The organism is Sanguibacter sp. TS_SC_8, from assembly GCF_055361235.1.
In genome coordinates this window covers 294033-317889 of the sequence record NZ_CM143955.1, presented here as the reverse complement: position 1 = coordinate 317889, position 23857 = coordinate 294033, and the positions used below count along the sequence as shown (strand labels likewise).

At 71.1% G+C, this 23857-nt stretch carries 19 protein-coding genes; 8 read left to right on the top strand and 11 right to left on the bottom strand.

Features of this window, described 5'->3' with window-relative positions; translation table 11 throughout:
- Positions 1-2 precede the first annotated feature (2 nt).
- The gene (locus ACWA15_RS01360) at positions 3-746 is read left to right on the top strand and encodes an AIM24 family protein (RefSeq protein WP_464057524.1); all 744 of its coding nucleotides are present in this window, start codon (positions 3-5) and stop codon (positions 744-746) included.
- Between the two features lie 567 nt (positions 747-1313).
- On the top strand, positions 1314-2159 hold the full coding sequence (locus ACWA15_RS01355) for a glycosyltransferase family 2 protein (RefSeq protein ID WP_464057523.1): 846 nt from the start codon (positions 1314-1316) through the stop codon (positions 2157-2159).
- 450 nt (positions 2160-2609) lie between these two features.
- Here ACWA15_RS01355 and ACWA15_RS01350 read toward each other — a convergent pair whose 3' ends face one another.
- Genes ACWA15_RS01350 through ACWA15_RS01335 form a run of 4 tightly spaced genes read right to left on the bottom strand, consistent with a single transcriptional unit; the run spans position 2610 to position 8444 of the window.
- Positions 2610-6071, bottom strand: coding sequence for an ATP-binding protein (locus ACWA15_RS01350; RefSeq protein WP_464057522.1), 3462 nt, complete (start codon positions 6069-6071; stop codon positions 2610-2612).
- On the bottom strand, positions 6072-6698 hold the full coding sequence (locus tag ACWA15_RS01345; protein WP_464057521.1) for a DUF4194 domain-containing protein: 627 nt from the start codon (positions 6696-6698) through the stop codon (positions 6072-6074).
- Positions 6695-8206 carry a DUF3375 domain-containing protein gene (locus ACWA15_RS01340; protein ID WP_464057520.1) on the bottom strand — a complete coding sequence of 504 codons (1512 nt, stop codon included), beginning with the start codon at positions 8204-8206 and terminating at the stop codon, positions 6695-6697. The genes ACWA15_RS01345 and ACWA15_RS01340 overlap by 4 nt, the downstream gene beginning before the upstream one ends.
- Positions 8207-8264: 58 nt before the next feature.
- On the bottom strand, positions 8265-8444 hold the full coding sequence (locus ACWA15_RS01335; protein WP_464057519.1) for a hypothetical protein: 180 nt from the start codon (positions 8442-8444) through the stop codon (positions 8265-8267).
- Positions 8445-8529: 85 nt separating this feature from the next.
- On the opposite strand from ACWA15_RS01335, the gene ACWA15_RS01330 reads away from it, so the two are divergent.
- The 3 genes from ACWA15_RS01330 to ACWA15_RS01320 all read left to right on the top strand — a co-directional run bounded on the left by ACWA15_RS01330 (position 8530) and on the right by ACWA15_RS01320 (position 11789).
- Positions 8530-9816 carry an ADP-ribosylglycohydrolase family protein gene (locus ACWA15_RS01330; protein ID WP_464057518.1) on the top strand — a complete coding sequence of 429 codons (1287 nt, stop codon included), beginning with the start codon at positions 8530-8532 and terminating at the stop codon, positions 9814-9816.
- A gap of 76 nt (positions 9817-9892) precedes the next feature.
- Positions 9893-11149: a zinc-dependent alcohol dehydrogenase gene (locus ACWA15_RS01325; protein ID WP_464057516.1), complete on the top strand. Its 1257-nt coding sequence runs from the start codon at positions 9893-9895 to the stop codon at positions 11147-11149.
- A gap of 205 nt (positions 11150-11354) precedes the next feature.
- Positions 11355-11789 (top strand): Hsp20/alpha crystallin family protein, encoded by a 435-nt coding sequence (locus ACWA15_RS01320; RefSeq protein WP_464059361.1) that lies wholly within the window; start codon positions 11355-11357, stop codon positions 11787-11789.
- Positions 11790-11992: 203 nt separating this feature from the next.
- On the opposite strand, the gene ACWA15_RS01315 is transcribed toward ACWA15_RS01320, so the two are convergent.
- Positions 11993-15106, bottom strand: coding sequence for an efflux RND transporter permease subunit (locus ACWA15_RS01315; protein WP_464057515.1), 3114 nt, complete (start codon positions 15104-15106; stop codon positions 11993-11995).
- A 149-nt stretch (positions 15107-15255) separates the two neighbouring features.
- Here ACWA15_RS01315 and ACWA15_RS01310 point away from each other — a divergent pair, with 149 nt between their 5' ends.
- The 3 genes from ACWA15_RS01310 to ACWA15_RS01300 all read left to right on the top strand — a co-directional run bounded on the left by ACWA15_RS01310 (position 15256) and on the right by ACWA15_RS01300 (position 16411).
- The gene (locus tag ACWA15_RS01310) at positions 15256-15747 is read left to right on the top strand and encodes a MarR family winged helix-turn-helix transcriptional regulator (protein ID WP_464057513.1); all 492 of its coding nucleotides are present in this window, start codon (positions 15256-15258) and stop codon (positions 15745-15747) included.
- Positions 15748-15809: 62 nt separating this feature from the next.
- Complete coding sequence (locus ACWA15_RS01305; protein ID WP_464057512.1) at positions 15810-16193, top strand: hypothetical protein; 384 nt, start codon at positions 15810-15812, stop codon at positions 16191-16193.
- A complete protein-coding gene (locus ACWA15_RS01300) occupies positions 16193-16411 on the top strand; it encodes a helix-turn-helix transcriptional regulator (protein ID WP_464057511.1) in 219 nt (72 codons plus the stop codon). Before ACWA15_RS01305 ends, ACWA15_RS01300 begins: the two co-directional genes overlap by 1 nt.
- Before the next feature lie 148 nt (positions 16412-16559).
- Here the strand turns inward: ACWA15_RS01300 and ACWA15_RS01295 are convergent, their stop codons facing one another.
- From ACWA15_RS01295 to ACWA15_RS01270, 6 genes are read right to left on the bottom strand one after another with little or no spacing between them, the layout of a single operon-like run.
- A complete protein-coding gene (locus tag ACWA15_RS01295) occupies positions 16560-17942 on the bottom strand; it encodes a family 43 glycosylhydrolase (protein ID WP_464057510.1) in 1383 nt (460 codons plus the stop codon).
- Positions 17939-19576: a glycoside hydrolase family 32 protein gene (locus ACWA15_RS01290; RefSeq protein ID WP_464057508.1), complete on the bottom strand. Its 1638-nt coding sequence runs from the start codon at positions 19574-19576 to the stop codon at positions 17939-17941. The genes ACWA15_RS01295 and ACWA15_RS01290 overlap by 4 nt, the downstream gene beginning before the upstream one ends.
- Positions 19573-20661, bottom strand: coding sequence for an ABC transporter ATP-binding protein (locus ACWA15_RS01285; RefSeq protein WP_464057506.1), 1089 nt, complete (start codon positions 20659-20661; stop codon positions 19573-19575). Before ACWA15_RS01285 ends, ACWA15_RS01290 begins: the two co-directional genes overlap by 4 nt.
- On the bottom strand, positions 20658-21767 hold the full coding sequence (locus tag ACWA15_RS01280; protein WP_464057505.1) for an ABC transporter ATP-binding protein: 1110 nt from the start codon (positions 21765-21767) through the stop codon (positions 20658-20660). Before ACWA15_RS01280 ends, ACWA15_RS01285 begins: the two co-directional genes overlap by 4 nt.
- Positions 21768-21770: 3 nt before the next feature.
- Positions 21771-22811: an ABC transporter permease gene (locus tag ACWA15_RS01275; protein ID WP_464057503.1), complete on the bottom strand. Its 1041-nt coding sequence runs from the start codon at positions 22809-22811 to the stop codon at positions 21771-21773.
- Positions 22812-22822: 11 nt separating this feature from the next.
- Positions 22823-23800, bottom strand: a complete 978-nt coding sequence (locus ACWA15_RS01270; protein WP_464057501.1) for an ABC transporter permease — start codon at positions 23798-23800, stop codon at positions 22823-22825.
- Positions 23801-23857 lie beyond the last annotated feature (57 nt).

Sequence of the window (23857 nt, the reverse complement as noted above, 5' to 3'; positions counted from 1 at the left end):
CGATGACCATCCAGATTCACAACCCCGGGACACTCCCGGTCAACGACAACATCCCGGGCAACGACTACGCCTTCTGCGTCGAGCTCGCCGGCACGCCCTGGTTCACCTCCAAGGGCGCGATGATCGCCTACTACGGCAACGTGCAGTTCGAGCCGCTCTCGCGGACGAACCTCACCGCCATGGTCGCCTCGCAGTTCTCCTCCCCGCTCTACGCCGACGACTGGGTCGTCGCCCAAGGCCAGGGCAAGCTGATCCTCGGCGACCGCGGGTACAACATCAACTCCTTCGACCTCGACGACGGCAACCTCACGATCCGCGCGTCCAACCTGCTGGCCTTCGAGCCGGGGCTGAGCCTCAAGCAGTCGATCGTCCCGGGCTTCCTCACGCTGCTGGGCACCGGGAAGTTCCTGGCGTCCTCGAACGGACCGGTCATGTTCGCCGAGCCGCCGCTGCGGGTGGACCCCCAGGCCCTCGTCGGCTGGGCTGACTGCCCCTCCCCGTCGCACCACTTCGACGCGGCGTGGATGCACAGCTTCCTGTCCGTGGTCGGCGGGTTCTTCGGCATGGACTCCGACGAGGAGCGCCAGTTCGACTTCACCGGCGGGGGCACCGTCCTCGTCCAGTCGAGCGAGAAGATGCTCGACGACGGCCATGTCCTGCGCCAGCTCGAGTCCCAGACGGTCCAGCTCAGCCAGGCCAGCCTGCTCCAGCTGCACCGCTCGATCGGCGCCCGCATCCAGAACTGACCCGGGCGCCGGCGGGCGTCCGGCCCCGCCGGCACCCGCCGGGGCCCGCCGGCACCCGCTTGCCGCTGCTGGCAGCCGCTGGCAGCCGCCAGCAGCACCTGCCGGCATGCACCTGCACCCACCCGTACCTCTCTGCACCCGCGGGGTCGTCTGTTTCGCCCGAGGTCGTCTGTCTGGATAGACGACCTCCCGCGAAACAGACGACCCCGTCGCCGTACCCGAACCCCCACGCGAATGCCCGACGCCGCGGCGCGCCACCACAGGCAGACGCGGGACCGCGGCGCCCACCACGTGACTCCGTCGCCGAACTCGTGAGCCACCCGGGTTCGACCACCCGAAACGGCGCTCGCTCACGAGTTCGGCGGACGGGGCGGGCGGGACAACCCGCGGGGAGCAGGCCACGGGACAGGACGGGACGTCGCGCGGCGGGGGGCGGGGGGCGGGGCGCGGGCCCGTCGGTGGTAGACATGGCAGGTCGAAGGAGCCCTCGGGTCGGACCGGGGCCACAGCAGGCCCGCGCGCGGGCCGTCAGCGAAGACCGGAGTGAGTGTGCCGTCAGTAGGTGTCGTGATCACGGCGTTCGACCAGGGCCAGATGGTCGCTGAGGCGGTCGCCTCGGTCCTCGCCCAGACCCGCCCCGTCGACCAGATCGTCGTCGTCGACGACGGATCCACCGATCCTGCGAGCCTCGTCGCCCTGAGCCTGCTCGACGCCGTCGTCCACCTCCACCGGCAGCCGAATGCGGGGGTCTCGGCCGCCCGCAACACTGGAATCTCGCTGCTGACCAGCGACTATGTTGCTGTCCTGGACGGAGACGACACCTGGGCCCCCCGGTTCGTCGAGGGGACGACCGCCCTGCTCGACGAGTCCCCACCGACCGTCGCCGCGTCGAGCTGGCTGGAGATGTTCGGCGTCGCGAACGGCGTCGTGCAGCCCACCGGCGGGACGCTGGCCGACTTCCTGCCGCGCAACGCGTGCCCGGCCTCGGCCGTCTTCCGGCGCGCGGACTGGTCGCGGGTGGGCGGTTACGACGAGACGATGACGATGGGCTTCGAGGACTGGGACTTCTTCCTCCGACTGCTGCGGCACGCGGGCAGCCCGGACGGCGCCCTCGAAGCCCAGGTGGCCATCGTCCCTGAACCGCTGCTGCGCTACCGCACGCACCCGAGCTCGCTCAACATCCGCAGCATGGAGGACCGTCTGGCCCGCTACCGCCAGATCATCGACAACCACCACGAGGCCTTCGCCGCTCACCTCACCGAGGCACTGCTCGGCCTTGAGGCGACGTCGATGGCACGGCTGGCCGCCTGGGAGGAGCTCCTCCTCGAGGATCCGACGCTTCCCGTCGGGACCGCGACCTTCGGCGACGGCGGCATGGCCGCGGCGGTCCGCATCGCGACGCACCGCGCCTAAGGCCGGGCGCAGATCACCGGCCCTTCCCCCGGTGGGCCCCTGCCACCTGCCTGCCCACCGGCCGCCCGGATCCGCCGGCGGGGTCGTCTATTCCGCTTGGTTTCGTCCATCCAGATAGACGACCCCGCGCGAAACAGACGACCCCGCCGCGGGGAACCCGGCCCCGGAGTTCCGCGGAGAACCGGGGCCGGGACCTCAGGGACCTCAGGGACCTCAGGGACCCGACGCAACCCGGCACCGCAGCCAAGCCCGACGCCGCAGCCAGGCGCGGGACCGCGGCGCCCACCACGTGACTCCGTCGCCGAACTCGTGAGCCACCCGGGTTCGACCACCCGAAACGGCGCTCGCTCACGAGTTCGGCGGGGTTCGCCGACGAACGGGACCGGGGGCTGTCACCGCCGGCCACCTGCCGCAGGACCCCGCAGCCTGGACCCGCCGCACCGGCCCCGGCTACTCCGCGCCCAGCGCCCCCACCAGGTGCGCGGCGCGCTTGGACCGGTACTGGTTGATCGTCAGCGTCTGCAGCCGGGACCCGCGTCCGCTCGGGTTGTCCACGTACCCCACGGCCGAGATGAACGGCTCGATCACGTGGATCTTCTGCAGCGGCGTGACGATGAGCAGCTGCAGCCCGAGGTTGCGGAACAGCTGGAGCGCGAACCGCGTCGACTCGTCCGACCCACGCCCGAACGCCTCGTCGATGACGACGAACCGGAACGCCTTGGACCGCACCGCGCCCCAGTCCAGCCGGAACTGGTACGCCAGGGACGCCGCGAGGATCGTGTACGCGAGCTTCTCCTTCTGCCCACCGGACTTCCCGCCGGAGTCGGAGTAGTGCTCGAACTCGACGTCGTCGACCTTGGACCGCTCGGAGGCGGAGAGCACGAACCAGTTGCGCACGTCGGTCACCCGCCGGGTCCACGCCTGGTCGGCCTCGGTCTGCCCCTCGCGCCCGCGGAACCGCTCGATGATCTCCTTGACCCGCAGGAACCGCTGCTCGGAGTACTGCTCGAGGTCGTCGCCGAGCACGTTGTCGGTGCACGCGCGCAGCTGCGAGCGGAAGTCGCGGACCTCGGTGTTGGGCGTGCCGGCCATCTCCAGGCGGATGTACGTCCCGGGGTTGTAGTCGATCGCGCGCAGCGAGTCGTTGATGACCTCGATGCGGTCGCTCATGAGCTCGGACTGCTTCTTGAGGTCGGCCGCGAACTGCGCCACGTCGCGGATCGTGTTCGTGTTGAGGTACTCCTTGAAGCTCTCCTCGAACCGCGGCAGGTCGTCTCGCTCGAGCCGCTCCAGCAGGGACCGGTACTCCCCGGCCGCCCGCACGTCGTTGTCCATCTCGGACGTCTCGACCGGGAACTTCACCGCGAAGGCCGCCATCGCCCGCGCGACGTTCGTGGCCAGCAGCCCCTGCTCCTTGTGCCGCGCCTCCACGACCGCGGTGAGCTGGGTCCGCAGCGCCGCCTCCGCAGCATCCAGCCCGCCAGCATCCAGCCCGCCCCCGTCCACGCCCCCCGAAGAGGAACCAGACGAAGAACCAGACGCCGCCGCCCCGCTCCCCCGCACCTGCTCGAACAGCGCACCCAACGCGTCCTGCTGGTCCAGCACACCCCCGCTGCCACCCTCCGCAAGGAGCGCAGCACTCGTCGCGCGCTGGCGCCGGAACGTCTCGACGGCGTGGCGTTCCCCGCCGTTGGCGGTGATCAGCGCGTCCCGCTCGACGCGCAGCTCGTCCGAGCGCGAGGCCAGCGCCGTGAGCGTCACCGCGAGGGAGGCGAGCTCGGCGGAGTTCGCCTCGATCCGGCGCTTCTCCGCGGTGAGCACCGCGACGTCGTTGACGATCTGCTCCCAGTCGAGTTCGGTGTACGACCGGAACATCTCCAGCCGGTTGAGCGCGTGCCCCTGGTCGACGAGCGTCTCCTTGCTCGCGATGAGTACGTCGCGGCGGTCACCGAGGTCGGCGAGGCGGTGGCTGACCGTCCCCGCCTTCGCCAGCAGCGTGTCGACCTTGGCGCGGTTGGACCAGCCGAGGACGTAGGTCGACCGGTCGTCGATCCGGCTGCGGTCGTTCTTCACGTGGTGGCTCGCGGAGTGCTTGATCTGCCCCTCGCGGGTGATCGCGCGGGTCGCCGAGCGGAAGTCGGCGAGGGTGTCCACGCAGTCCAGCCCGGCGCGCCGGGCCAGCTCCTGCTCGAGCCACCCGGACAGCGGGGACTCCCGCACCGACAGCATCTCGGACAGCTGGGGCCACGGCCCGCGGCTGGGCGACTCCACGCGGCCGCGCTGGCCGGCGGGCACCCGGTAGTACTCGAGCTTCTGGCCCAGGTGGTTGGCGTTGATCCACCCCGACACCGCGTCGTAGTGCTCGGCCGGCACCAGCAGCGACAGTGCGAAGTTGCGCAGCACCCGCTCGGCGGCGCCCTCCCAGTCCTGGTGGTCGTCGCGGACGGCGATGAGCTCCCCGGCGAAGGGCAGGTCGTCCTCGGACAGGCCGAGCTCGCCGGCGACCTGGGCGCGCAGCTGCAGCGACCGGTTGGGCAGGCTCGACGTACGCCCCTGCAGCGACGTGATCTCCTCGTTGATCTCGCCGGCGTCGACCTTGAGCGAGCGCAGGTCGACGTCGAGCTCACCGATCGCGGTCTCGACCTGACGCAGCTCGGTCTTCTCCGCGCTCACCTGGGCCAGGATCTGCGTGCGGCGGGCGTCGAAGTCGCCCGCGTCGGCCACCGGGTCCAGGCCCGCGGCGGCGAGGTTGGACCGGTACTCCGCGGCCTTGCGCTCACGCTCGGCGCGCGCCACGCCCAGCCGGGCGACCTCGCCCTCGATCTGGGTGAGGCGGTCCCCGCCGTGCCCGGCGCGCTCGAGCTCGAGCCGGCGCCGCTCGGCCTCGACCGTGGCCGTCTCGGCGTCGACGGCGACGATCCGCGCCTCCCGGGCCGTGATCGCGGCGTCGTACGCGTCGATCTGGGAGGTGAGCAGCTCGACCTTGCGGGCGGCGGTGAAGTAGCGCAGCGCGTCGCGCTGGGCGGCGGCGGCGGTCGCGGCGGCGACCGCGGCGGCGTGCTTGTCGCAGTCGGCGACGAGCGGGGTGAGCTGGAGGATTTGGGCCCGGGCGCGGGTGACGGCGTCGTGCGCGCGGGTGAGGTCGTCGAAGTGGGCGACGAGGCGCTCGGTCCACTGCGCGGAGTCGAAGGGCTCGAGCATGTGCTGGCGGACGAACTCGTTGAGGTCGCCGACCGACTTCATCGACACGGTCTGGTGGAACAGGTCCATCGCCTGGTCGGACTCGATGCCCAGGAGCCGGCGGAAGTCCTTGCCGTACTCGGGGAAGGTGTCGCGGATCTGCGCGCCGGACTCGCGCAGCCGCCGGCGCAGGGCGTTGATGTCGCCGTCGAAGTTGGCGAAGTGCTCGGCGATGGTCATCGCCGTCGTCGAGGTGACGAAGAAGCGGCTGGGCTGGCCCTGGTCGCCGTCCTTGAGCCAGAACACCTGCGCGAGGACCCCGCGCGCGTCGAAGCCGCGGTTCGCGAACTCCCCGAGGATCACCGAGTACGTCGAGCCCTCACGCAGGCCCACCGGCCGGGACGTGCCGGTGGCCTCGTTGCGCTCGGACTTGTAGTAGCCCGCGACGTAGGAGCGCAGGGTCCGCTCGCGGGCCTCCGCGCCGGCGGCCTTGTTGTAGCTGATCCGGTTGGCGGGCAGCAGCAGCGTGGTGATCGCGTCGACGATGGTCGACTTCCCGGACCCGATGTCCCCGGTCAGGAGTGCGTTGCGGCCCTCGAGCTCGAAGGCCCAGGTGTGCTTGTCGAAGGTGCCCCAGTTGAGCACCTCGAGGCGGTCCAGGCGGAACCCCGCCCGCTGGTCGACGTCGGCGTCGGCGTCGTGCAGCTCGACGGCGCTGAACAGGCCTTCCATTTAGGAGTCCATTTCTGAGTAAGAAAGTGCAGACACAGTGCCCGACGCCGCCCCGTGCGCCGCGTACTCGGCGAGCCGCGCGTCGAACTCGGCCAGCCACTGCGCGTCGACGAAGGCCTTGAGGATGCGGCGGACCTCGAAGGAGCCGTCCGGGACGGCTCGCAGGAACCCGAGCTCGACCGCGCGGTGGACACTCGCCTCAACTTTCGAGACGGTGCGGACGTCGTTGCTCGAGGACGGCAGGAACACCCGCAGCATCTCCACGATCTCGTCCCGGCTGAGGATGAGCCGGGTCTCCCCGCCCTCGGAGTCGAACTGCGCGAGCCGCTTGCGCAGCAGCGCGAGCAGCAGGCTCACGTCGAAGGGCAGCGAGCGCCGGGCCACCAGGCGCAGCGCGGTGTCGCGCTCCTCGTCGTCCTCGGGCAGGGCCTGCAGGTAGGCGTACCCCTCGGACTCGTCGACGACGACGGTCAGCGCGATCGTCGCGACGTAGTCGCGGATCTGGGGGACGAGCGTGACGAGGTCGGCGAAGAGCTGGGCGTGGGTGTCGCGGTAGACGACGCCCTTCATGAGCGCGGTCACCACGTGGGAGAGCTCGGACTCGGTGCGCACCGAGGGCTGGGTCATGGGGTCTCCAGAGCAGAGTCGGACGGGTGGGGCGGGGGCGCCGGGGTCGCCGCGCCGCCCTTGCGGACGAAGGTCACCCGCGGCACGGTGGCGACCCGCTCGGTGTCCCCCACCTCCCAGCGCACCTCGTCGGTGTGGGCCGAGTCGAGCACGACCGCGAACCGCGGATCGTCGAGGGAGAGATAGGTGACGAGCTCGGCGAGGCCCTGGTCGAGGGGCTGGGCGGCGACGACGTCGGGCAGGGAGACCTGGCTCGCGTGGGCCAGGGCCGAGCGCACCCCCGCGGCGAGCCGCTCCGGGTCGACGTGCACCTGGTCGAAGAGCCGGCTGGTGTCGAAGTCGACCTCCCCGGCCACCACCTCGGAGTCGATTCGGGTCACGGTGTGCGGGCGGAACAGCGGCCGCTCCATCGGCAGCACGATGTCCAGGCTCACCCCGCCGATCTGGGTGGTGAGCTCGGCCAGGGTCGACGCCGGGAGGTCACGCACCGCGAGCGCGTGCCCTTCGATGCTGCGCAGCAGGTCCATGACCCGCCGGTTCTCCAGCCACACCTGGTCGTCGAGGAAGCGGCGCAGCTGCTCCGAGAGCACCCGCACGGTCGCCTGGGTGCGCTCCCCGGCCTCGAGCCAGTCGTAGTGGATCCGGCGCATCCGCCGGTCACCGCCGCTCAGCGCGCTGACCGCCTCGAGGGACTGCACCTTGGTGATGAGCTCGGTGAACTCCTCCTGCCGCTGGCGGGAGAGCAGGAAGTCGTAGAAGGCGTGGAAGCTGCGGCCCTGGTCGGACTCCGCGATCGAGTCGCGGCTGCCCACCACCTGGTCGAGCAGCTCCCCCTTGGCACCGTCCCAGCCGGTGATCCGCTCGCGCATCTCCCGGTCGAGGCGGCGGAAGTTGTCCTCCACCTCGCGGAAGTCCGAGAGCAGCTCGGCGGCCATCGCCGCGAACTGCTGGTACCGGTCGCGCTGGGCACCGGGATCAAGGACCTGCACGACGCCGTCGCGCACCCGGGTGATCTCGGCGTCGAGCTGGGCGCGGCGCGCCTCGAGCTCGGCCAGGCGGACGTCGGGGTCGGTCTCGGTGCCCACGGCGAGCTGGCGGAGCAGCTCGAAGACGGTGTTGAGGCGCGACTCGGTGCCGACGAAGGTCCGCCCGCTGAGCGAGGCCACGAACCCGACGGCCTTCTCCACCGCCGGGGTCGCGTCGTAGTGCGGCTCGTCCGAGCCGGGGCGGTAGTACTTGCGCAACCACGCGGCGTCGGGCGCGGCCCAGGTGTCCAGGTAGGCCTTGGGGGTGCGCGGGTAGGGGGACTCCCCCGGTGGCGCGTCGAGATTGAGGTCGTAGAGCGCGTCGTCGAGCAGGGAGATCAGCTCGGTCTCGCCGATGGAGCGGACGTTCTGCTCGATGAACACCCGTCCGAGGAAGCTCAGGACGAGCGGAGCGGTGTCGGCACGCAGGAGCCGCCAGGCGGCGTTGTCGCGGCGCAGCGCCTCGACGTCGTCGTGATTCATGGCTCTCTTTCGGTCCGGCGGGCGAAGAGAAGCCTATGCCTCTTCTGCGGCGGCCGGCTCAGCCCCAGGAACCGCCGGCCCAGGAGTACCACACGAGGGCGACGACGATGGCGACCTCGACCGCGAACAGCACGAGGGACCACCGGCGGGCCCCGCGTCGGCGCCGCTGCGGGGTGGTACGCGGCTGCGTCCCGAGGGTGATGGTCGGGTCGACGAGCGGGTCTGTGTCGTGTGCCACATTCTCAGTATCGACCCGAGTGCGGCAAAGATGAGAATTTGGCGCGCGTCCCGGATGCACCGTCACCGTTCTGTAATCTTCATCCATGAGCTCAGACCCGTACCAGTTCGCCCTGCTCGACCGTGCTTCCGGGGTGCTGCTCGGGCAGGCCTGCGGGGACGCGCTCGGGGTGCCGTACGAGTTCTCCTGGCCGCCCCCCGGGGAGGCCACGATGGTCGGCGGCGGGCTCGGTCCCTACGCGCCCGGCGAGTGGAGCGACGACACCCAGATGGCGGTCTGCATCGCGCGGGTGAGCGAGCGCGGCGGCGGGCTGCGCACCACGGCCGAGCTCGACGAGATCGCCGCGGCCTTCGAGGACTGGTTCGCCGGCGGTGCGTCCGACGTCGGCGCGCAGACAGCGTCGGTGCTGAGCGCGGCCGCGCAGCTCACCGGGTCGCCGTCCCAGCGGCTGACCGCCGCCTCCCGCGACCTGCACGCCGCGACCGGGCGCACGGCCGGCAACGGCGCCCTCATGCGCACCGGCGTCGTCGCCCTGGTGGCCCTGGACGACCGCGAGGCGACCGCGCGGGCCGCGACCGCCGTCGCGCAGCTCACCCACGCGGACCCGCTCGCGGCGGAGTCGTGCGTGCTGTGGTCGGAGGCCATCCGGGTGGCCGTGACGGAGGCGCGCCTCGACGTGCGCACCGGCCTCGACCTGCTCCCGGCGGAACGCCGCGGCGCGTGGGAGGCGTGGATCGCCGACGCCGAGCAGGAGCAGCCCCAGGCCGACCTGCGCACCAACGGCTTCACCGTCACCGCGCTCCAGGCCGCCTGGCACGCGATCTACCTGTCGCCGTACTTCTCCTCCGGCGCCACGACCGAGTACGACCACATGGTCTCCCACCTGCCCGACGCCCTGCACCGCGCGGTGCGGATCGGCGGAGACACCGACACGGTCGCGGCGATCGCCGGGGCGCTGCTGGGCGCCCGGCACGGGACCCAGTACATCCCCCCGGAGTGGGCCCGCGCGGTCCACGGGTGGCCGGGGCTGACCGGCCTCGACCTGTCCCAGCTGGGCCGGCTGACCGCCCAGCACGGGCTCGGGGCGACCCCGACCGGGCAGGCCTGCCCGGTGTGCGGCGTGCACGGCAAGCACATCGAGCGCTACCCGGACTTCGTGTGCAGCTGGTGCGCCGCTTGGGTGGCCGACGAGGACGGGCGCCCGGTGTGGCTGTCCAACACGAGCTTCTCCGGCGGGTACGACGCCCACTACGCCGACGGCAAGCCGGCGTCGGCGCTGGCCCGCTCCGGTCAGGTGTTCATCGCCGGGCGCCCGTACCGGGCCAGCGGGGCCCAGTTCGGCGGGGTGGTTGTGGAGGCTGTTGCAGGGTAGGTGGGCGCTTCTCCTGAGGTGCGCCCCGCTGTGGCCGTTCCTATCCTGGGGAGAACCCCGGGACCAGGAGGCAGCGATGCGTGCAGTGACGTGGCAGGGCAAGGAAGACGTGCGTGTGGAGGACGTCCCCGACCCCCAGCTCATCGAGCCCACTGACGCGATCATCAAGGTCACATCGACCGCGATCTGCGGATCTGACCTGCACCTCTACACCGTGCTCGGGGCGTTCCTGGACCCCGGCGACGTGCTCGGCCACGAACCGATGGGCATCGTGGAGGAGGTGGGCGCCGAGGTCAACCACGTCGCGGTGGGTGACCGCGTCGTCGTGCCCTTCAACATCTCCTGCGGCTCGTGCTGGATGTGCCAGCGGGGGTTGCAGTCCCAGTGCGAGACGACGCAGGTGCACTCCCAGGGCAAGGGCGCGGCCCTGCTGGGCTACACCAAGCTCTATGGTCAGGTCCCCGGCGGCCAGGCCGAGTACCTGCGGGTCCCCCAGGCCCACTACGGTCTCGTCCGCGTGCCCGACGACGGGTCCCCGGACGAGCGCTACCTGTACCTCTCCGACGTGGTCCCCACCGCGTGGCAGGCGGTCGTCTACGCCGACGTCCCTGCCGGCGGTTCGGTCGCCGTGCTCGGTCTGGGGCCGATCGGGCAGATGAGCGCACGGATCGCCCGCCATCGCGGGGCCGGTCAGGTGATCGGGGTGGACCTGGTGCCCGAGCGCCTCGCGATGGCCCGCCGGCACGGCATCGAGGTGATCGACCTGCTCGGCACCGACGACCTCCCCGGAGCGCTCCAGGATCTCACCGCCGGGCGGGGCCCGGACTCCGTCATCGACGCGGTCGGCATGGAGGCCCACGGGTCCCGCGCGGCCGAGCTCGTGCAGAAGGGCGCGAGCATGCTGCCCGGCCCGATCGCGCGCCCGCTGATCGAGAAGGCCGGGATCGACCGGCTGGCCGCCCTGCACGCCGCGATCAGCGCCGTGCGCCGCGGCGGCACGGTGTCGATGTCGGGGGTGTACGGGGGTGCCGTGGACCCGATGCCGCTCATGGAGATGTTCGACAAGCAGCTCACGATGCGGATGGGGCAGGCCAACGTCCGCCGCTGGACCGACGACGTGCTGCCGCTGGTCGCCGACCCCGCCGACCCCCTCGGCGTGCTCGACCTGCGCACCCACCGGGCGTCCCTCGAGGACGCACCGGCGATGTACTCGATGTTCCAGAAGAAGGAGGACGGCTGCATCAAGGTGGTCCTCGACCCCACGATGCCCGCCGCGCCGGAGGCAGAGGCGCCCGTGCCGGAGGCGCCGGAGACGCTGGCCCCGCCGGTGTGAGTGCAGGTGGGGGCTGCGTTCGCGGAGAGCGATCACGTTTCTTTTCCCAGGGGGTAGAAAACCGCCGCCGCGCCGACGCAAGATGGCGGTGTAGCCACCATGCGTGGTGAACCACGGATGGCGCTCGAAGAACCCCGGAAGGTCCGGGGATACCGAGGAGGTGGTGACGTTGGCTACGACATCACGATGGGACCCGTTCCGGGAGATGGAGCGGTTGTTCGGGGCGATGACGTCGAGCACGATGAGCTCGGCAGCGATGCCGCTGGACCTGTTCAAGACCGGTGACCACTACATGCTGACGATGGACCTGCCAGGAGTCGACCCCGGCACCATCGACTGCTCGGTCGACGACCGGACGCTGACCATCCGCGCAGAGCGCACCGCCCGCAGCGACGGCGACGCGCAGTGGCTGGTCCGCGAACGGCCTTCCGGGACCTTCGCCCGACAGTTGACCGTCGGCCACGGTCTCGCACTCGACCAGATCTCCGCGTCCTATCAGGACGGCGTCCTGGTCCTGACCATCCCGGTCGCCGAGGAGTCCAAGCCACGGCGCATCGAGGTCAGCCACCAGAGGGCAGAGCACACAGTGATCGACTCCGGAGCAGACAAGACCATCGACGCTGGTCCCGCACGTGAGTGACCAGCTCCGATAGACGGACGGGGCGGCCGCGTCAGGTCGTGGCGAGAGCACGACCACCTGGTGGGACCCGACGTCACGCTTAGTGCAGGCGAGGCGAGGCGACGCACCGCAGAACCGTCCGGAACCTGAGAGGACCTACGGGCACCCGCCCGTAGGTCCTCCGCCGTCTGCCCGGGCCCCGGCCGCCGTCGGCCGGTCCGGCCCTAGCCGACCGGGACCAGGTCCGGGTCGTCGGCCTCGACCTCGAGCAGCTCCTCATCGGCCGGACGCGCCTTGCGGCGGCCTTCGATCAGCCGGTACAGCACCGGCACGAGCACCAACGTCAGCGCCGTCGAGGAGATCAGGCCACCGATGACGACGATCGCGAGGTCCTGGGAGATGAACCCGGCGGACCCGGTCACCCCCAGGGCCATCGGCACCAGCGCGAAGATCGTCGCCAGTGCGGTCATGACGATCGGGCGCAGGCGCTGGCGGGCACCGTTGAACACGGCGTCCTCCACGCTCTGGCCCTGGCGCCGGTACTGGTTGACCAGGTCGATGAGCACGATCGCGTTGGTCACCACGATGCCGATGAGCATGAGCATCCCGATCAGCGCCGAGATCCCCAGCGGCTTGCCGGTCAGCAGCAGCAGGGCGATCGCCCCGGTCGCGGCGAACGGGATCGAGACGAGCAGGATCAGCGGCTGCACGAGCGACCGGAACGTCGCGACCATGAGCAGGTAGACGATCGCGATGGCGATGAGCATCGCGAGCCCGAGCTGGCGGAAGGAGTCGCCCTGCAGCTCGGCGAGCCCGCCGATCGTCGCGGTCGCCCCACCGTCCAGGTCGAGGTCGGCCAGACGCTCGGTGACCTGCGTGGTCACCTGGCCCAGCTCGCCCTCGTCCGGGGTGATGGACAACGTCGCCACGAGCGTGCCGTCCTGGCGGGTGATCGTCGTCGGCACGGTCACCCGGTCGATGCTCGCGACGTCGGAGAGCGGCACCAGGCCGGTCGGCGTCGGCAGCAGGATCCCAGAGATCTCCGCGGTGGTCTGCGGGGTGGCGCCGGTCTCGACGAAGATCTTGTAGTCGTTGTTCTCGATCCGCAGCGCCCCGATGCTCTGCGGGGACACCGTCCCGGCGACGATCCCGACGACCTGGATCTCGGTCAGCCCGCGCTCGAGCGCGGCCACCCGGTCGACGACGATCTGCAGCGTGGGCTGCGCCGCGGCGCGGTCGGACTCGAGCCCGGAGGTGTGCTCCAGGTCCGCGAGCGCCGTCGTGACCGTGGAGGCCGCGGCGTCGAGCGCGGTCTCGTCGGGTGCCTCGACGATGACGTCGACCGTGGAGGAGAAGCCCATCCCGCCGCCCTCGGGCACCGTGATGGTCCCGGCGTCGGTGATCTGGGCGAGGCGGTTCTCGACCGTCTCCTTGAGCGCGGCCTGGTCGGCGTCGGCGTCCGTGGTGATGATGTACGACGCCGTCCCACCGCCGCCGCCCATCAGCGCGGACATGCCGTCGCTGCCGGACCCGGCGGTCATCATGACGTCGCCGACGCCGTCGATCTCGGCGAGCGCGTCCTCGACCTGGGTGGCGCCCTCCCCGACCGCGTCGAGGTCGGTCCCGGGGGTGAACTCCTGGGTGACCATGAGCATGTTCTGCCCGCTGGACCCGAGGAAGTCGACCTTGAGGAGGGGCACGAGGGAGACGGTGAGGACGAGCAGCAGCACCGAGGAGACCACGGTGATGACGGGGTGGCGCTGGGTCGAGCGCAGGATCGGCTTGTAGGCGCGCTGCAGCGGGCCGCGGTGCTCCTTCTCCTCGGCCTCGACGCGCGCGGCGGCCCCGTCCACGACGCCCTCGGGGCTCTTGAGGAACCAGTAGGACAGCACCGGGACGATGGTCAGCGCGACGAGCAGCGAGGACACCATGGCGATCGCGACGGTCAGCGCGAAGGGCCGGAAGAGCTCCCCGACCATGCCGCCGACGAGCGCGATCGGCAGGAACACCGCGACGGTGGTCAGCGTCGAGGCGGTGATCGCCGCGGACACCTCGCGCACGCCGGTGAGGATCGAGGCGAGCTTCGGTTCGCCGTAGCTGAGGTGCCGCTTGATGTTCTCAATGACGACGATCGAGTCGTCGACCACCCGGCCGATCGCGATGGTCAGCGCACCGAGGGTGAGCATGTTGAGGGTGTAGCCGCCCAGGTACAGCCCGGTGAACGTGACCAGGACCGAGAGCGGGATGGAGATCGCGGTGACCAGCGTGGAGCGCACCGAGAGCAGGAAGACGAGGATCACGAGGATCGCGAACACCAGCCCGAGCAGGCCCTCGATGGCCAGGTGCGAGATGGAGTCTTCGATGAACGGCGCCTGGCTGAACAGCGTGGTCAGCGCGACGTCGTCGCCCAGCTCGGTGCGCAGCGTCTCGAGGGTGTCCTCGACGGCGTGGGAGGTGGAGACGACGTCGGCGTCGGCCGTGGCGGTGATCGACAGGGACAGGCTCGGCACACTGTTGGTGCGGGTGATGGAGGTCAGCGCCTCCGGGACCAGCGCGACGTCGGCCACGGAACCGAGGGTGACGACCGGGCCGGGCTGCATCGCGGAGGTGAGCGGCAGGCCCTTGAGGTCGTCGAGGCTGGTCAGCGCAGTGCCGGCCTGGACGGAGAGCATCTCCCCGTTCTCGGCGATGGACCCGACCGGGAGGGTGAGGCCGTTGGCGTCGAGCACGGCCGTGAGGTCCATGACGGACAGGCCGGCGGCGGCCAGGGCGACCGGGTCGGGGGTGATGGTGATGCGCTCGCCCTGCGCGCCGCTGACCACGGCGGCGCGGACGCCGTCGATGCTCTCCAGCTCGGGGACGGCGATCTGGGCCAGGGCCGCGGACAGCTCGCTGACCGGCCGGTCGGAGGACGCTGTGACGAACATGATCGGGAAGTCCGCGATGGAGCCGGAGATGATCTCGGGGGTCGCGCCGTCGGGCAGGGTGGTGACGGTGTCGAGGGCGCTCTCCAGGGCGCGCTTGAACTCGGTCGCGTCCGTGCCGAAGGCGTAGGAGACCGCGAGCATCGACGTCGAGCTCGCGGACGTCGCGACGACCTGCTCGACGTCGGCCACCGAGGCGATCGCCTTGGACAGCGGCAGGGAGACCTGCTCGTCGAGGACCTCCGGGCTGGCGCCCGGCAGGACGGTGACCACGACGGTCTGCGGCAGGGAGATCGAGGGGATGAGCTCTTGCTTGAGGCTCGCCATCGAGAAGACGCCGACCCCCGCGATGAGGATGGTGATGAGGGCCACGAGCGCTCTGTTGGCGAGGCTCAGCCGGGTCAGTCGAAACATGGGGGCCGCCGGGAGTTTGGGGGTAGGCTGGATGCTTAGCGTCACACGAACGTTAGTGTCAGGCTAAGCATGTGTCAACGTGCGACGATGCACGTTCATCCGTCTGGTCCCCTCCCCGCCCGCCCGAGCCACCGCTGGAGCCCGCCGCCATGTCCCACTCCCCCCACCCGAGCGAAGCCGCCGAGCGTGAAGCGCTCGCGCGCCAGCTCATCGAGGCCCAGCAGGTGTGGGAGACGACGGTCACCCCGCGGGTGATCGAGGAGCTGCTCACCTTCCCGCTGACCATCCAGCAGCTCAAGGTGCTGGCCCTGCTGGTCACGGACACGAGCGGCAACACCGTCCAGGGCCTGGCCACGACGGTCGGGGTGTCGCTGGCGACGATGTCGGGCATCCTCGACCGCCTCGGCAACCAGGGCATGCTCACCCGCACCGAGGACCCCGACGACCACCGCGTGCGCCGTGTCGTGGCGACCCCGCAGGGCCGCGAGACGGTCCAGCGCCTGTTCACCACGCAGCCCCAGATGGACTGCGCGCCGTTCGACCACATGGCGCTGGACGACCTGCGCGCACTCTCCCAAGGCCTCCAGGCGCTGTTCCGCGCCATCGCCGAGACGCCGACGCAGGATGTCAACGTTCCTTGACTTTTCGCACCGCACGCCTCTACCGTGGACGTCAAGGAACATTGACATCTCCAGGGGGACACATGCGCGCACGGTGGGGGCTGATCGCGGGGGCCGCGACCGCGATCATCGCGGTCGGGGCGATCGACAGGGCCACAGACAACACCGTTCTGGTCTCCGTGCTCTACGGGACCGTCATCGTTGCCTCCGGGCTCGCCACGAACCTCCTCCGCCGGCGCCGAGACCGCCGAGACCGCACCGCCGCCGAGGGCAGCATCGAGCGTGAGCTCGCCGAGAAGGCTGCCGCGTGGTCGTTCCAGGTGGCCCTCGTCGCCATCGCCGGGTTGGCCCTCTTGTTGCTGGTCACCGACCAGATCCGGGACGGCCTCATCGCCTTCGCCCTGCTCGGCGCCGTCACCGCGGCGTACTGGATCCGCTATGCGGTCATCCGCGCCCGCCTCACCTGATGCAGAACTCTCTGCGCGACCTGCGCCGCGCCCGCGGCCTGTCCCAGGATGCCCTCGCCCAGACCGCCGGCGTGTCCCGCCAGACCATCATCTCGATCGAGCAGGGCCGCTACGCCCCCAGCCTGGCCCTCGCGTTCACCCTCGCCCAGATCTTCGGCACCACCATCGAGGCCATGTTCACCCCTGAAGCGCCCGACGCCGCGCCGCACCAGCGCTGAGCTCGTCCGGTCCTCTGGTCCCGACCGGTCCTGCCCTGCCCTGTGCGGTCCTGTCCGGTCCTGTCCGGACCACCTGGCGACGGGGTCGTCCATTATGCGCCAGGTCGTCTATCCGGATGGACGATCCCGCGTGAAACAGACGACCCCGTCACCTCAGCAGCGGCTCCAGAACCGCCGCGCCCTCGCTGACGAACACGCCGAGCTCGCCGCCGGTGTGGTCCAGGCAGCGGGCGGTGAGGACCACGTCGCCCACCTGCGCGACAACCATGGGCCCGTCCCACACGACGCGGACGGTCAGCGCCGAGTCGCCGTCCCAGACGAGCGGCCGGGAGTGCAGGGGGCGACCGGTCGCGGGGCGCGGTGTGCGGTCGAGCACCATCTCGCCGAGCAGGAGGTCGATCGCCAACGAGTACCCCTCGCCGCCGCAGCCAGTGTGGAGGAGCACCCCGACCCGGCTCGTCCCGGCGTCGGGCAGGACGCTCAGCCCCAGGGTGCCCGACGCCGCCATCGCCCCGAGCGGGACGGCCGCGTAGGCGGACGGGCTGGTGATGCGCAACGGCCAGGGCACCGGCTGAGCAGCCGACCCATCCTCCACCAGGTGGTCCGGCACCGCCGCGACCACCTCGACCGGGACCTGCACCCCGAGGTCGCCGTCGACCCGCTGGACGACCTCGTGGACGACGAGCGAGCCGCCCCACGTCCAGGCCCCGGCGTCGGTCGCAGGGGTGCGATCGGGGCACCAGCCGACGAGGACTCGCCGTTCCCCGAAGACCGCCGTCTTCGCGGCGTAGAGGCCGTCGTCGTCGAGCGCGTCGTCGGCCGGCACGAGCCAGGGCCCCTGCGGGCTGCGGGCCTTGCGGTACCGGGTGATCTGGCGCTCGGTGAACGTCGAGTAGATCAGGTACCACCACGGACCGATCTGGAACAGGTCGGGGCACTCGTGCATCGTGGTGAGCGCCGGCTCCCACAGCGGTTCGACCAGCTCCCAGGTGTCGAGGTCCGCGGACTCGAGCCGCACGACGACGCCCGCGCGGGCGATCGGCGCATCCGCGCGTCGCCCGGCGAGCAGCATCTCGTAGCGACCGTCGGGCCGCTGCCAGACGAAGGGGTCGCGCCAGTCGTTGCGCTCGTAGGACTCCTCGTCCGCGAGCAAGGTGGTGAAGGTCGAGTCCTTGGTCCACGCGAGCAGGTCGGTGCTGGTGGCGCGCAGCACACCCTGGCTGCGCCCGCCGCCCGCCTGGAAGGCCGCCGCAGAGAAGCCCGTGTAGAAGGCGTGGTGCACACCGTCGCGCTCGACGATCGAACCGGTCGCGACCGAGGAGTCCTGGGCCGTGAGAGGTCCGCGCCCGATCGCCTCCCCGTGCTCCGTCCACGTCACCAGGTCGCGGGTCGAGACGTGGTACCAGGCCGTGGTGTTCTCCGTCTCGTCCGCCACCGGGGTGCGCAGGTAGAACACGTGCACGACGCCGTCATGGGCATAGGGGATCACGTCACCCGCGCGCCCCGCGAGCGGGGTGTAGTGAACGCTCACACCCGTTCGTCGCTCTGGTCGTCGCCTTGGTCGTCGCCCTGGTCTGCGGGCCAGAGCGGGCGCGGCCCGTCCCAGACCGAGTTCATCGACCAGGCCTCGAGGGCCTCGACGCTCGCCGCCACGACGCCGTTGTCAGCGCCGCCAGCGCTGTCAGCAGCATCGTCCCGGGCCGGAGCGTGGACCCAGACGCCGAGGGCATCCTCGCGTGAGGGGTAGATGCGAGCCGTCAACGAACGCCCACCGGCGAAGATCTCGAGCGCGGAGTGGTCGATGATCACCCGCAGCTCAACCCTGTCATCGGCGCCGACGGGGACGGGTCCGCCGAGGTCGATGCAGTCCGTCCCGGTCAGGAGGGTCGAGGCCGACCGGTCCAGAGACAGCCACGCCGTCCGGGCACCCGCCTCAGCACCCGCCTGCAACTCCGCCGCGCGGTCGAGCACGACGACGGTCCGTTCGGCGTCATCTGCGGTGGCGCGGACGGCCACCTCGACCCGAGACCCGGCCGGCACCCGGAGCCGGAGAACAAGGTCGAGCTGGTCACCGTGCACGGCCTCGAGCCAGGTCCGCTCACCGGCAGCTACGGCTCCGGTGTGCAGCTGGGCACCGCGCAGCGAGTCCACCTCGGCCGTGGGGGCGAGCACGAGGTCCCCGGCGGCGTCGAGGGTGATCTCACGCGGCAAGGACATGACCCCGGACCAGCCGGCCTCGATGCATGCCTCGTCGCTGCGGGCCTCCTGCAGCCAGCCGAACATGATGCGGCGACCTGCGTCGTCGGGCATGGACTGGGGGGCGTAGAAGTGGCGCAGGCCGTAGTCGAGGTGGCGGACGGGGCCGTCGGGCACGAACCGACCACCCTCGCGCCGCCCGGTGAGGTAGGCCGGGTAGAGGGTGGCGCCGTCGTCCCATGCGGAGAAGACCAGGACGTCGGTCTCACCGATGCGGAACAGGTCGACACACTCCCACATGGTCCCCGACCACACCGGGTCGGTGCTCGAGGCGTCCCCGACGACGAGCGGACCCTCGTAGGTCCAGGAGCGCAGGTCGGGTGAGGTGTAGTGGAGCGCCGCACCGCCGACGCCGCGGATGCCGGACCCGATGAGCTGGTGCCACTGACCGTCCTCGCGCCACAGGCAGTGGTCGCGGAAGGCCGTGACGTCCAGACCGTCCGGGGGGCCGGCGATGACCGGGTTCGCGGAGTCCTTGGTCCAGGTGACCAGGTCGTCCGAGCCGGTGGCCAGGCAGGCGCTCTCGAACTCGGCGCTGCGCCCGGAGTAGACGAGGGTGGGAACCCCGCCGTCGTCGACGAGCACACCGGACCAGCAGCCTTCCGCGTCGGGCCCGGCGGAGGGGACGAGGGCCACCGGGAGGTCCTGCCAGTGCACGAGGTCGGTGCTGGTCACGTGCCCCCAGTGGATGAGGCTGTGCACCGGGGCGTAGGGGTTGTACTGGTAGAAGAGGTGGAAGGTCCCCTTCCACTGGGAGAAGCCGTTGGCGTCGTTGAGCCAGCCACCCGGGGGGACGAGGTGGAACCCGGGGCGTTGAGGGTCACCCCAGGCGACCATGCCAAGGTCTGCTCGGTCTTCGGTCGTGAGGGTGGGCTCGGTGCCCACGCCGTCCTGTGCCTGCGCGGTCACGCGTCGTCCCTGCTCTCATCGGTCGTGCTGGTATCGGTCGTGCCGGACTGGGTCGTTCCCGTCTGAGCCGCGCCGGACTGGGGCCCGCCGCCTACGTCTGCGACGCGCACCCGCGTGCGCACCCAGTGCCCGTGGCCGTCGTCCCGCTGGACGACGCGGGTGGCCGGGTCGGGTGCGGCCGCGGTGCCGCGGGGGCCGTACATGGCTACCTGCACGGCGGCGCGCAGCTCGGACCGCTCGTCGGGGCCCAGCACGGACCGCCGGGTCGGGTCGGGGACCGCGGAGACGAGCAGGCGGGTGTAGGGGTGCAGGGGGTGGCCCATGACCTCGATGCTGTCGCCGCCCTCGACCACCTCCCCCGCGAAGAGCACGAGGGTGCGGTCGGCCACGTACCGGGCCGAGGCGAGGTCGTGGGTGATGTACAGGATCGAGATGCCCCGCTCGTCGCACAGGCGGCGCATGAGGTTGAGCACGCCGATGCGGACCGAGACGTCGAGCATCGACGTCGGCTCGTCGGCGAGGATGACCGACGGTTCGACCGCGAGCGCCCGGGCGATCGCGACGCGCTGACGCTGGCCGCCGGAGAGCTGGTGCGGGTAGCTCTCGAGCATGTCCTCGGTCAGCCCGACCGTCTCCATGAGTTCCACGAGCTGGCCGCGCAGGGCGTCCCCGGCGCGGGCCTTACCGTGCACGACGAGCGCGCGGGTGAGGAAGTGCTCGACCTGGTGGATGGGGTTGAGCGAGCCGAACGGGTCCTGGAAGACCATCTGGACCGACCCGCGGTAGGCCTTCGAGACGCGGCGCGCCTGGGTGGCGAGCACGTTCTCGCCGTCGACCTCGAGGGTGCCGGCGGTGGGACGCTCGAGGCGGGCCAGGATCCGGGCGATCGTCGACTTCCCGCTCCCGGACTCCCCCACGAGGGCGACGACCTCGCCGCGACCGAGGTCGAAGCTCACGTCGTGCAGCGCGCGGACGCTGCGGCGGGAGAACAACCCGCCCTGGGAGAAGGTCTTGGTCAGCCCGCGGACCTTGAGGATCGGTTCGCCGGAGGTGACCGTCGCGGCGCGTTCGGGGGCGAGCGTCATGAGGAGGCTCCTTGGGTGGGCGGTGGGACGGGGCCGTCCTGGTCAGGGGTGCCAGGGGCACCGAGGGAGTCGAGGGCATCCAGCGCGTCCAGGGCGACGGTGGCTGCGGCTGCGACCGCGACAGCAGCGGCCTGGACCGGGGGCGAGTCGCCCACGGCGGGTGAGACCCAGTGGCCTGGGACGACCTCGACGAGGTCGCCGATGGCGAGCGGGTCGAAGCCCATCCGGGCAGGGCTGCCGTCGGCCTCGGCCGGGGCGTCGGAGAGCCCCGTGAGATGGGTGCGCGGCCCGGTCAGCGGCGGGAACGCGTTCATCAGCGCCCGCGTGTAGGGGTGGCGGGGCTCGGCGAAGACGGCCGTGGCCGGTGCCATCTCGACCAGGCGCCCGCCGTACATGACGGCCATCCGGTGGGAGAGCTCGACCATGAGGGAGATGTCGTGCGTGATGAACAGGACCGCGAAGCCCAGCTCGCTCTGCAGCGCCTGAATCTGCTGCATGATCTCTTGCTGGACGACCACGTCGAGGGCCGTCGTCGGCTCGTCCATGATGAGCAGCGCGGGGTTGAGCGCCAGGGCGATGGCGATGACCACCCGCTGGCGCATGCCGCCGGAGAGCTGGTGGGGGTAGGAGCCGAGGCGGTCCCCGGGGATACCGACGAGCTCGAGCAGCTCCCCGGCACGTTCGCGGGCCTTGCGGCGGTTCTTCTGACCGTGCGCCGGGAAGACGTCCATGATCTGCTCCCCGATCGTGATGACCGGGTTGAGGGCGTTCATCGCGCTCTGGAAGACCATGGCGACCTCCCGCCACCGGAAGTCGCGCAGCGCCTCGCCCTGCAGCGCGAGCACGTCCTGCCCGCGGAAGTACACCGATCCGGAGGTGATCTCCGCCGGGTCGCGCAGCAGCTGCATGATCGCGTTGGCCACGGTGGACTTGCCGCAGCCGGACTCGCCCGCGAGCCCGAAGACCTCGCCGGCGCCGATCTGGAAGCTCACGTCGTTCGCGGCGACGACGGTGCGGGCGTCGCCGCGGTACTCGACCGTGAGGTGCTCGACGCTCAGCAGCGGTTCGCTGCGCGGCAGTTCGAGGGAGGACGGAGTGGTCACCATCGGTCAGCCTTTCGTCGTGGTGGGGGTGGGGCGGGCGGCGGGCAGGGCCGCGCCGGAACGGCGGTCCGTGCTCGCCCGGCGGGCGGTGCCGGCGGGGCGGCGCTTGGTCGCCCGCAGCCGCGGGTTGGTGACCTCGTCGACGGCGTAGTTGACCATCGCGAGGGCGAAGGCGACGAGGGCGATGCACACACCCGAGGGGGCGAAGGCCCACCAGGCGCCGGTCATGAGGGCACCATCGTTGCTCGCCCAGTAGAGGTTGGTGCCCCACGAGACGACCGAGACGTCACCGAGCCCGAGGAACTCCAGGCCGGCCTGGGCGCCGATCGCACCGATCACGCAGGCGAGGAAGGTGCTCATGACGATCGAAGCCATGTTCGGCAGGATCTCGCGGAACATGATGCGCAGCGGACGTTCACCGGTGACGACGGCGGCCGCCACGAAGTCCTTGGACCGGATGGACAGCGCCTGCGAGCGCAGCACGCGGGCGGACCCCGCCCACCCGGTGATGATGAGCACGAGCACCACGGTCCCCGAGCCCGGCGGCAGGAAGGCCGCGAGGATGACGAGCAGCGGGAGGCTGGGCATCAGCAGGAAGATGTTCGTGAGCAGCGAGAGGCCGTCGTCCACCCGGCGTCCGAAGTAGGCCGAGGCCAGCCCCACGAGCACCCCGATCAGGGTGGCCGCGGAGCCGACGACGAAGCCCACCGCGAGCGAGCTGCGCGATCCCCAGAGGGTGAGGGCGAGGACGTCCTGCCCCTTGGCGGTCGTGCCCAGGAGGTGCTCGAGGCTCGGCGGCTGGGAGGCAAGGTCGGTGATCCGTGACGGGTCGCCGGGCGAGAGCACCGGCGCCAGCAGCGCCAGCGCCGCGAAGAGCACCAGGAGCACCAGCCCGACGACGGCCTTGCGGTTGGCGAGGAGCCGGCGTGCCAGGTTTGCGCGGGCGGTCGCGCCGCGGGAGCGACGTTGACCGGGGCGGGACGGCGCGGTGGGCGCGGTGGACGGCGCGGGCGGCGCGGCTGTGACTGTGGGGTCGATGACTGACATGGGTGGCCTCCTCAGCTCACGCGCACGCGCGGGTCGAGCCGGACGTAGACGATGTCGACCAGGAAGTTGGCCAGCAGCACGGCTCCGGTGATGGTCAGGAAGATGCCCTGCATGAGCGGGTAGTCCAGGGCCTGCACGGCCGTGAGCAGCTGGTAGCCCACACCGGGGTAGGCGAAGACGACCTCGGTGAGCAGCGCCCCGCCGACGACGAACCCGAGCGACATGCCGAAGGAGGTGACCGAGGGCAGCAGCGCGTTGCGGGAGGCGTAGCGGAACATGATCCGTCCCGGGCGCAGCCCCTTCGCCTCGGCCATCGTGATGTAGTCCTCGGCCGTGGTGGCGATCATGGTGTTGCGCATGCCGAGCATCCAGCCTCCGACGGAGACGAGGACGATGGTCAGCGCGGGGAGCACGAGGTGCGTGGCGACGTCGCCCACGAACTCCAGGCTCCAGGCCGGGGAGCTGCCCACGGAGAACGCGTGCCGGAGCGGGAACCAGCCGAGGTTGACCCCGAACATGTACAGCGCGCCCATCGCGAGCCAGAAGTAGGGGAAGGACCCGACGAAGACGAGGACCGGGGGGAAGACCGAGTCGAGGAATCCTCCGCGGCGCCACGCCGCGAGGATGCCGAGGAGGTTCCCCAGGATCACCGCGATGAGCAATGCCGTCCCGCCGAGCAGGAGGGTCCAGCCGATCTGGGCGCCGATGACCTCCGAGACGGGGGTGGGGAACCGGGAGATGGACACTCCCATGTTCCCGGTGAAGATGTCACCGATGTAGGAGAAGTACTGCTGCCACAGCGGTCGCTCGTCGAGGCCGAAGAGCTTGCGCAGCTGCTCGATCTGCTCGGGCTGCATCTGGCTCTGGACCCGGGCGAACATCCGGGTGACCGGGTCTCCGGGCATGAAGCGCGGCAGCATGAAGTTCAGTGTGATCGAGGCCCAGAAGGCAACGAGGTAGTAGCCCAGTCGTCGCAGGATGAATGCCACGAGTGGCCTCCTCTCGGTTCAGTCGGTGGTGCGGGAACGGCGGGAGAGAGCGAGTGC

Bases quoted from the DNA above. Each gene is read 5' to 3' on its own strand.
- ACWA15_RS01305 (WP_464057512.1), top strand. From the start codon at position 15,810: ATGCGCGCACGGTGGGGGCTGATCGCGGGGGCCGCGACCGCGATCATC.
- ACWA15_RS01325 (WP_464057516.1), top strand. From the start codon at position 9,893: ATGCGTGCAGTGACGTGGCAGGGCAAGGAAGACGTGCGTGTGGAGGAC.
- ACWA15_RS01350 (WP_464057522.1), bottom strand. From the start codon at position 6,071: ATGGAAGGCCTGTTCAGCGCCGTCGAGCTGCACGACGCCGACGCCGAC.
- ACWA15_RS01340 (WP_464057520.1), bottom strand. From the start codon at position 8,206: ATGAATCACGACGACGTCGAGGCGCTGCGCCGCGACAACGCCGCCTGG.
- ACWA15_RS01360 (WP_464057524.1), top strand. From the start codon at position 3: ATGACCATCCAGATTCACAACCCCGGGACACTCCCGGTCAACGACAAC.
- ACWA15_RS01315 (WP_464057515.1), bottom strand. From the start codon at position 15,106: ATGTTTCGACTGACCCGGCTGAGCCTCGCCAACAGAGCGCTCGTGGCC.
- ACWA15_RS01345 (WP_464057521.1), bottom strand. From the start codon at position 6,698: ATGACCCAGCCCTCGGTGCGCACCGAGTCCGAGCTCTCCCACGTGGTG.
- ACWA15_RS01275 (WP_464057503.1), bottom strand. From the start codon at position 22,811: ATGTCAGTCATCGACCCCACAGTCACAGCCGCGCCGCCCGCGCCGTCC.
- ACWA15_RS01285 (WP_464057506.1), bottom strand. From the start codon at position 20,661: ATGACGCTCGCCCCCGAACGCGCCGCGACGGTCACCTCCGGCGAACCG.
- ACWA15_RS01320 (WP_464059361.1), top strand. From the start codon at position 11,355: ATGGAGCGGTTGTTCGGGGCGATGACGTCGAGCACGATGAGCTCGGCA.
- ACWA15_RS01300 (WP_464057511.1), top strand. From the start codon at position 16,193: ATGCAGAACTCTCTGCGCGACCTGCGCCGCGCCCGCGGCCTGTCCCAG.
- ACWA15_RS01280 (WP_464057505.1), bottom strand. From the start codon at position 21,767: ATGGTGACCACTCCGTCCTCCCTCGAACTGCCGCGCAGCGAACCGCTG.
- ACWA15_RS01310 (WP_464057513.1), top strand. From the start codon at position 15,256: ATGTCCCACTCCCCCCACCCGAGCGAAGCCGCCGAGCGTGAAGCGCTC.
- ACWA15_RS01330 (WP_464057518.1), top strand. From the start codon at position 8,530: ATGAGCTCAGACCCGTACCAGTTCGCCCTGCTCGACCGTGCTTCCGGG.